This window comes from Oligella urethralis DSM 7531, assembly GCF_000372065.1.
Taxonomy (GTDB): Bacteria; Pseudomonadota; Gammaproteobacteria; order Burkholderiales; family Burkholderiaceae_B; genus Oligella; species Oligella urethralis.
In genome coordinates this window covers 1-7,353 of record NZ_AQVB01000035.1, presented here as the reverse complement: position 1 = coordinate 7,353, position 7,353 = coordinate 1, and the positions used below count along the sequence as shown (strand labels likewise).

Below are 7,353 nucleotides of genomic sequence, written 5' to 3'. Positions count from 1 at the left end.
AAAAAGCCTAAACGGCTACATAGACGACTTAAACAATTAGGCTATAAACCACCGTTTGAGTCGATAGCGATGTGGCACTGGAGAAACTCAGCCAGTCCATTAGCTCACTATGCTATGCCGAATAAGTGGTTAGATAGTTTAACGTTGTATGATATGGGGAAAGTTGAGACTGGCTACGTGTTTAGCGCATATGCTAAATGGTAATGTGCATGAGCCGTATACGAGGTCCGTACGTACGGTTCTGTGAGAGGGATGAGGTGCAAACCTCACCCTACTCGATTCCATGTGGAACATTTTGATGTTTAGGAGTTTATATGCAGCCAACAATAGCAGCTTATTGTTTTTTGGCGATTGCTATTTTTTTTGAATTGGTGGGAACGTCTTTATTAATTAAGACAGAACAATTTACTCGATTAATTCCTTCAACGTTGGTTTTAATGAGTTACGGCTCGTCTTTTTATTTTCTTTCACTAAGTTTAAAAACGATTCCCATAGGCATTGCCTATGCTTTATGGAGTGCAATAGGGATAGTCTGTATAGCGGTCATTGGTTTTATCTTTTTTAAACAACGATTAGACCAAGCAGCAATACTAGGAATAGGATTAATTATCATGGGTGTGGTAATCATTAACTTATTTTCTAAAAGCGTAACTCATGGCTAAATAAAGGTATTAAGGAGATGAACATGTCGGTCAAGGGGTGGGTTTAATTGATTGTATCGAGCCTGTTGCAGCTATTGTGGCTAAGTTAGAAAAAGAGTACGTAGAGGCTTTGGATAGGGTTTGTGCTTTGAGGAAGTAGTGGAGAAATTTTGTATTTACCCAGTAAAAACCTGCTCAGGTCTTAATTTGATTGTATGGAAAAAATTTGACCATGAGTACAGAGATGAAGTCAGAGAATCGTCGTTGGATAGTCAAGCATAAAAGTGCATTGGTTTTAGATGTTTTTAAAGGTAAAACCAGCCTTTCGGAAGTGAACCATGCTATGATTCATCACCCGTCGAGTTTGAAGAATGGCTTGAGGAGGCTACTCGGGCAATACAGTACGATAAAGAATGCAAGACTTTGTCATCTACTATAATTCGTAGCATTGCCATAAGCGTTAAGAAATTAGTTGATTAGCTTGACATATATCGCTTTTAATCAATCAACTGTCCATTCTCGTAGAAAGGATAAGGTCCGTCGTAATTATCTACGTAGGCTAAATGCGAAACTAATGGCCCATCCTCTTGCCATATATGTAGCTTATAGGCGGGAGGTTCTAGCACCCAGCATGATGCTGCATTAGGATCAATATCCAAGGCGACTTGATGTGCTACAGAGGGCGCTGTTGAAGCAATTGTCCCTGCGAATCGAACATCTATAGAACGATGTAAATGACCACAAATGACTCGTTCTACATTCGGGTATTTTTTTACAATCTCAGCTAATTCAGTAGTCCCCTTTAATAGACCAATTTTATCCATGTGACCTATTAGTGTATTAAATGGGGGGTGATGCATAGCAATAATAACAGGAGCGCCTTGGCTTTGGTTAAGTTGTCTATCTAGCCATTGTAGTTGTGTTTTATCAAGCTCTCCATAGCTCTTGCCTAATACGGCAGTGTCTAATGCGATTAACTGCACAACACCGATTTTTACAGAATAGTAAATTTGTTCGCCGTGATGTTGTTGTAAATAGGTGTGCGTGTCAAATGAACGTCGTAGCTGTTCTCGATTATCGTGATTGCCTGGCATTAGATATACCGGACAATCAAGTGGTTGTAATAGGCGCTGTAAGTGGTCGTATTCACTTTCACGCCCAAAGTCACAGAGGTCACCCGTAACAATCAGTGCATCAACCTTTTGTTTTTGTGTCATTAGAGTATTTACAGCGCGTTCTAAATAAGGTGCTGTATTAATTCGTTTATAAGCTAATCGTCCGGGCTCACGAATATGTAAATCTGTAATTTGCGCAATGATGGTCATACCTACTCCTGAATCGCCGCCATAATTTTATCGGATTGAATCGTTAAAGCGACTTCTTGTCCTTCTCTAAAGATGCTATTGGTACTGGTTTCTGACTTGAGTAATTGGTCACCAGGAAGACACAATATAAATTGAATTCTATCACCTAAAAATATACGTTTCTTAATAGTTGCACGAGCTTTCTCAGGTACAATTTCTTCACTTAATTGAATATCATCAGGACGTATTAATAGGCTGGTATGTCCTTGAAGTTGTGGTGCACAGGGTAATATGTAATGACCTAACAGCAGGTGGTTTTTTTGTGCTTGCTCTACAGTACGAGTGAGGCGATTTACTCGGCCCAAAAACTCTGCAACGAAGGGGTGGCTTGGTTCACGATAGAGTGTCTCACTACTACCGCGTTGTACAATCTCACCTTTATACATTATCGCTAATCGATCAGCTAAAGCCATTGCCTCTTGTTGATCATGTGTCACATAAATAGCAGTAATACCAAGTTCTCGCAATAAGACACCTAACTCATCACGGAGGGATTCTTTAAGTTTGGCATCTAGTGCTGCTAGCGGTTCATCAAGTAGCAGTACGCGCGGACGAATTGCTACTGCTCGGGCTAAGGCAACACGTTGACGTTGTCCGCCCGAGAGTTCATGTGGTCGCCGTTTTTCCAGACCGTTCAGATTCATTAAGCGAACTAAGTCTGCTACTCGTGCTTTAATCTGATCCATGGTTAACTTACGGATTTTTAGTCCATAGGCAATATTTGCCTCAACGGTCATCTGTGGAAATAAGGCATAGTGCTGAAACACCATACCGACATTGCGTTTTTCGATAGGTAACATCGTGACGTTCTGATTACCAAACCAGATTTCACCGCCTCTATCTGCATCTTCTAAACCAGCGACCATACGTAATAAGGTTGTCTTGCCACAACCTGAAGGTCCTAATAGAGCAAGAATTTCCCCAGGTTCTACTTCTATAGAGGTGGTTTTTAAGCCAATCGTACCGTTTGAATAGGTTTTTTGGCAGGATTTAATTTGAATTCGAACTTTATCAAAATGTTCCATATCGGTTTTGGAAATAAGTCGCTACCGTTTGTAACCCATAAAGAAACGGTAGAATTACTAAAAAGAAAATAAAGGTATAGGCTGAACCAACTTCAATACGCATAGATGCATAGCTATCTGTTAAGCCCACAGGTAAGGTGCGCGTCATGGGGGTATGTAGCATCCAGGTTAAGTTAAATTCGCCAATGGATAAGGTAAAAACCATTAAACAGGCAGCAATAATCGAAGGCAAAATAGCGGGTACCAAAACACCTAGAAATCGTGCAATAAATGAGGCGCCTAAGGAGCGCGCAGCTTCTTCCAGTACTAAGAGTTCATGTTTTTTAAAAGCTGCAGTTACTGTTTTCACCATAAATGGCAAGGTAAAGACCACATGACCAACCAAGATAAATAAGTAACTTTGACGGAACCATTGGATTTGTCCATATGCCAGAATAAGTGCTAAGGCAGAAGCAAGGCCTGGGATGGCTATCGGTAATGCAATTAATTCATCAAGAATTCTTAACCAACGATTTTTTGACCTAGCAAATGCGTAAGCACAAGGTACACCGATAATTAAGGTAATAAGAACACAAGCTAAGGCTATGACAATAGACCAAAAAATAGTATTGCTATATGAAGACCATACTTGAAGAAACCATTTTGTGGTTAAACCACTTTCAAAACCTATTGCATAGTTATTCACAAAACCGGCAAAAATGGAAACTAGCATCGGCACGCAAATAAATAGCAAGGTGATAATTGTTAAAGTATAGAGCCAAGGGGATTTGAACCTTTTTTTATGGGTACGATTCATACATGAACTCCCTTAGACTCATAACGACGCGTCACGAACAAAGTTAACCATGTCACTAATCCTAGCGCAATAGATAAAGAAGCAGCCATAGTGAAATTTGCATAGTTTGTAAATTCGTTATAAATCGTAATCGGTAGCACTTCAGAGCGACTTGCTAAGGTAAAGGCTGTGCCAAAGGCCCCCATAGAAGTAGAGAATACGATTGCTGCAGTTGAAATAATGGATGGTAATAACTCAGGAATCCAGACGTCTTTCACAATTAACCAACGTGTCCCTGCTAAGGAGCGTACAGCTTCTTCAAGTGCTATATCAATGGTTTGAGCAGCTGCTTCAAATGTTGCGATTGAACGGGGTAAAGAAAAATATAAATATGCTAAAAATAAACCAGTAACGCCGTAAGCGAAACTGATTTTACCAAACCCTAGTAGGTTAGTTAGGTCCGCAAATAAACCCTGGCGACCACCGATTAAAATAAAAAAGAAACCAATAATCACCCCTGGAAAAGATAAGGGTAAGGTTAACAATGACAACATCATTCGCTTGCCGAAAAACTCATTACGCGCAAAAAATATACCTATACTCACGCTTATAATTAAGGTCAGAATTGTCACGAGTACAGAGAGTATTAAGGTAAAAAGCATTACTTGTAAATACCGTACATTGGTTAATACAGCAAAGTAGGCTTGCCAGCCTTCTTGTGCAGGTAAGCTCACTAACCAGATCATGGGAATCAGCCAGAAGCTACAGAAAACAATAAATGCAGGTAACAAACAATAAAATTTAATACGTTGCTGTGCAGACAATTGTTTAGACATAGTTCAACCTTTAAAAAACGAGCATGTGAATGATCAACATGCTCGCCATGGCAAATTAATGAATAACTACATTAATTCACTTCTTTTAAATAACGTTCAGCGAAGGTTTTTTGATTTTCAGCCATTTTTTTATAGTCTACGGCTTGTGCACGCTGGTATTCAGTTTCTGGTAGGAAACGTTCAGAAACTTCAGCAGGGATAGTCGCACTGCGAACAGGACGTAAATAGGCATTTGCCCAGATGGCTTGGCCTTTATCAGATAAAACAAAGTTTAAAACCTTTTTTGCATCTTCCGCATGCGGAGCACCTTTTACCAGCGACATCACATAAGGAACCACTATGGTGCCTTCTTTAGGAATGACAAATTCAACATTAGCCTCATCTTTGTATTTAGCGCGGTAAGCATTGAAGTCGTAGTCAATAAGAATTGGTATTTCACCCGATAAGACACGAGCGTAAGATGTTTGCTTTGGTACGATGGGGTCATTCGCTTTGAGTTTCTTTAAGAAAGCAATACCCGGATCCATGTTATCTAGGTCACCACCCATAGCTAAGTTAGCAGCAACAGCACCGGCATATCCCACAAATGCTGACGATGGGTCTAAGTAAGCCACCATGCCTTTGTAATCAGGCTTTAACAGATCCTCCCAAGATTGTGGTACAGCCTTACCACCTAAAGCATCTACATTTACCATAAAGCCTAAGGTACCTGAATGGATAGAAAACCATTTGCCATCTTTATCTTTAAGACCTTCTGGAATATCATCCCAACGCTCTGGTTTAAAGGGTTCAACAAGCTCTTCTTTAGCACCTTGGATGCCTGAGGTTACGCCTAAATAAACAACGTCAGCAACTGGACTATTTTTTTCGGCTACTAATTGAGCAAGAGATTGTCCTGAGTTTTTATTATCTGGTGGTACGGTAATACCGGTTTCAGACTTAATAGCCTGAATTTGCGAGCCCCAGTCGGCCCATTCGATAGGACAGTTATAACAAATAACTGTTTGTGCTAAAACACTGCTTGAGAGTGTCAGGGCGACAGCAGTAAGACCTGATTTCACTACAGAACGTAAAGATAATTTCACAGCTAACTCCTATGGGGTAAATTAATGAAGGCAATATTGCAAGATTCACCTTGTTGAAATGAATAAGGCAATAGACATGTATCAAGCGGACTTAATGCTGTGTCATTTAGCATGGCTTGATATAAGAGAGAAAAACTGGTTTGGCCGATTTGCTTATTTGGTGTTTCTATAGAGCTCAACATCGGATAGAGTTCACGTCCTAGGGCAATGCCATCAAAACCGATAATGGATAGCTCATCCGGAATTTTACGACCCAATTGTTGCGCAGCCCGCAAACAGCGAATCGCTAATAAATCGTTAGAACAGACTAAAGCAGTGATATGCGAATGCTCCAGAAGGTATTGCTGGATTTGTGCATTCGCAGATTCAATAAAAGGGATCTCAAGTAGATTCGGCTGTAAGCCAGGGCTATGTTGAACAGCATCTAAGTAACCTTGGTACCGTTGCTGAGCTCTATCAGAAACGGCTAATTCACCACATACCATCGTAATATGTTGATGTCCAGCATTAGTTAAAGACGCAACAAGTTCAGTTAAAGCTTGGCGGCTATCAACAGAGACACATGGATAATGAGGGTCATTGTTATATGCCAACACATAAGGAATTCTTAAGGCTTTAACAAAGCTCATGGCTTGCGGATTTTGTGTATTCGAAACGGTTAAAATTAAACCATCAACATTTGCCTCAAGTAATTTCTGGAGAACAATTTTTTCTTGTTCTAAGTGATAGGCTGAATTTAATATCATGGTTGAATAACCTGCTTCAAAAGCCGATTGGGTTATTCCTTCACAATACTCCGCATAGACAGGGTTAAGCATAGTCGGCACCATAACCCCGATAACATTAGTTTTATTCGTGCGTAAAGCGCGAGCGCTGGCATTTGAAATATAGCCAATTTCTTTCGCTTTCTGTAGGACACGTTCACGCGTTTTATCAGATACCTTATTTGGTGAATTAAATGCGCGTGAAACGGTTGCAATCGAAACTTGAGCAAGCTCAGCAATTTTTTCAATACTCATGACACTCAACTAAGCGCCCACAATGTAAACGTTTACATTATAGATGTGGAGTTTTTCAGTTTCGTGACAGAAAGCAGAGTTTATTTAGATGAATCAGACATAAACTTATGTGACAGCAAGGCGATATGAGAAGTGATTTGATAAATCCTTTAGCAAACAGTAGATACTAAATCACCAATACATCATAAACCCTCATTATTTACGTATCACGATGGGGATAAATACCTTAGATATAGTTACCAGGGGATCACGTAAGGATTATCATTGCTAATGGTTAGTTTTATATTGCAATAGGCGCAAATAAGACTTGCTATCAAATCGTCAGACGGCTGATTGGGGCCTGTAAATAATTTTGTGTAACTTCCTTTAATCCGATATTCTTCATAGGAGTATTTCACATGGAAAGTTACATGACTAAAGACGACGACATCATTCAATCGTTAATCAAGCAATTAGACCTAAAGCCGAGCGATGGCGATATCATTGAAGCACTCGCAGACAAGCTGCGCAAGCAACTGTATGAGACAGCCTTAGCCGCTGAGCTAGAGGAGCACCTTGGCTACAGTAAACACGCCAGAGGCGCTAAAACGGACGGCAATAGCCGCAAC

Annotated in this window: 8 protein-coding genes and 1 pseudogene; 3 read left to right on the top strand and 6 right to left on the bottom strand. The window is 40.2% G+C overall.

The window, feature by feature from the left end; all coding sequences use genetic code 11:
- Together A3GA_RS12355 and A3GA_RS0110890 are read left to right on the top strand one after the other, a co-directional pair.
- Positions 1-204, top strand: a 204-nt coding sequence (locus A3GA_RS12355; RefSeq protein ID WP_026156969.1) for a hypothetical protein, incomplete at its 5' end; no start/stop codon positions are given.
- 110 nt (positions 205-314) lie between these two features.
- Positions 315-662, top strand: a complete 348-nt coding sequence (locus A3GA_RS0110890; protein WP_018027438.1) for a DMT family transporter — start codon at positions 315-317, stop codon at positions 660-662.
- A 476-nt stretch (positions 663-1,138) separates the two neighbouring features.
- Here the strand turns inward: A3GA_RS0110890 and A3GA_RS0110885 are convergent, their stop codons facing one another.
- The 6 genes from A3GA_RS0110885 to A3GA_RS11740 form a co-directional block, all read right to left on the bottom strand.
- Entirely contained in the window at positions 1,139-1,966 is an 828-nt protein-coding gene (locus A3GA_RS0110885) for a phosphodiesterase (protein WP_018027437.1), read from the bottom strand.
- A 2-nt stretch (positions 1,967-1,968) separates the two neighbouring features.
- The gene (locus A3GA_RS0110880; RefSeq protein WP_018027436.1) at positions 1,969-3,030 is read right to left on the bottom strand and encodes an ABC transporter ATP-binding protein; all 1,062 of its coding nucleotides are present in this window, start codon (positions 3,028-3,030) and stop codon (positions 1,969-1,971) included.
- Positions 3,017-3,826, bottom strand: a complete 810-nt coding sequence (locus tag A3GA_RS0110875) for an ABC transporter permease (RefSeq protein ID WP_018027435.1) — start codon at positions 3,824-3,826, stop codon at positions 3,017-3,019. Before A3GA_RS0110875 ends, A3GA_RS0110880 begins: the two co-directional genes overlap by 14 nt.
- The gene (locus A3GA_RS0110870) at positions 3,823-4,641 is read right to left on the bottom strand and encodes an ABC transporter permease (RefSeq protein ID WP_018027434.1); all 819 of its coding nucleotides are present in this window, start codon (positions 4,639-4,641) and stop codon (positions 3,823-3,825) included. Before A3GA_RS0110870 ends, A3GA_RS0110875 begins: the two co-directional genes overlap by 4 nt.
- Before the next feature lie 71 nt (positions 4,642-4,712).
- Complete coding sequence (locus A3GA_RS0110865; protein ID WP_018027433.1) at positions 4,713-5,726, bottom strand: ABC transporter substrate-binding protein; 1,014 nt, start codon at positions 5,724-5,726, stop codon at positions 4,713-4,715.
- A 2-nt stretch (positions 5,727-5,728) separates the two neighbouring features.
- On the bottom strand, positions 5,729-6,745 hold the full coding sequence (locus tag A3GA_RS11740) for a LacI family DNA-binding transcriptional regulator (protein WP_018027432.1): 1,017 nt from the start codon (positions 6,743-6,745) through the stop codon (positions 5,729-5,731).
- Positions 6,746-7,155: 410 nt separating this feature from the next.
- On the opposite strand from A3GA_RS11740, the pseudogene A3GA_RS11735 reads away from it, so the two are divergent.
- A pseudogene (locus A3GA_RS11735) lies at positions 7,156-7,353 on the top strand (IS256 family transposase); the annotation flags it as partial.

Excerpts from the sequence above, each read along its gene's own strand:
- A3GA_RS0110890 (WP_018027438.1), top strand. The coding sequence starts at position 315 with ATGCAGCCAACAATAGCAGCTTATTGTTTTTTGGCGATTGCTATTTTT.
- A3GA_RS0110885 (WP_018027437.1), bottom strand. The coding sequence starts at position 1,966 with ATGACCATCATTGCGCAAATTACAGATTTACATATTCGTGAGCCCGGA.
- A3GA_RS0110880 (WP_018027436.1), bottom strand. The coding sequence starts at position 3,030 with ATGGAACATTTTGATAAAGTTCGAATTCAAATTAAATCCTGCCAAAAA.
- A3GA_RS0110875 (WP_018027435.1), bottom strand. The coding sequence starts at position 3,826 with ATGAATCGTACCCATAAAAAAAGGTTCAAATCCCCTTGGCTCTATACT.
- A3GA_RS0110870 (WP_018027434.1), bottom strand. The coding sequence starts at position 4,641 with ATGTCTAAACAATTGTCTGCACAGCAACGTATTAAATTTTATTGTTTG.
- A3GA_RS11740 (WP_018027432.1), bottom strand. The coding sequence starts at position 6,745 with ATGAGTATTGAAAAAATTGCTGAGCTTGCTCAAGTTTCGATTGCAACC.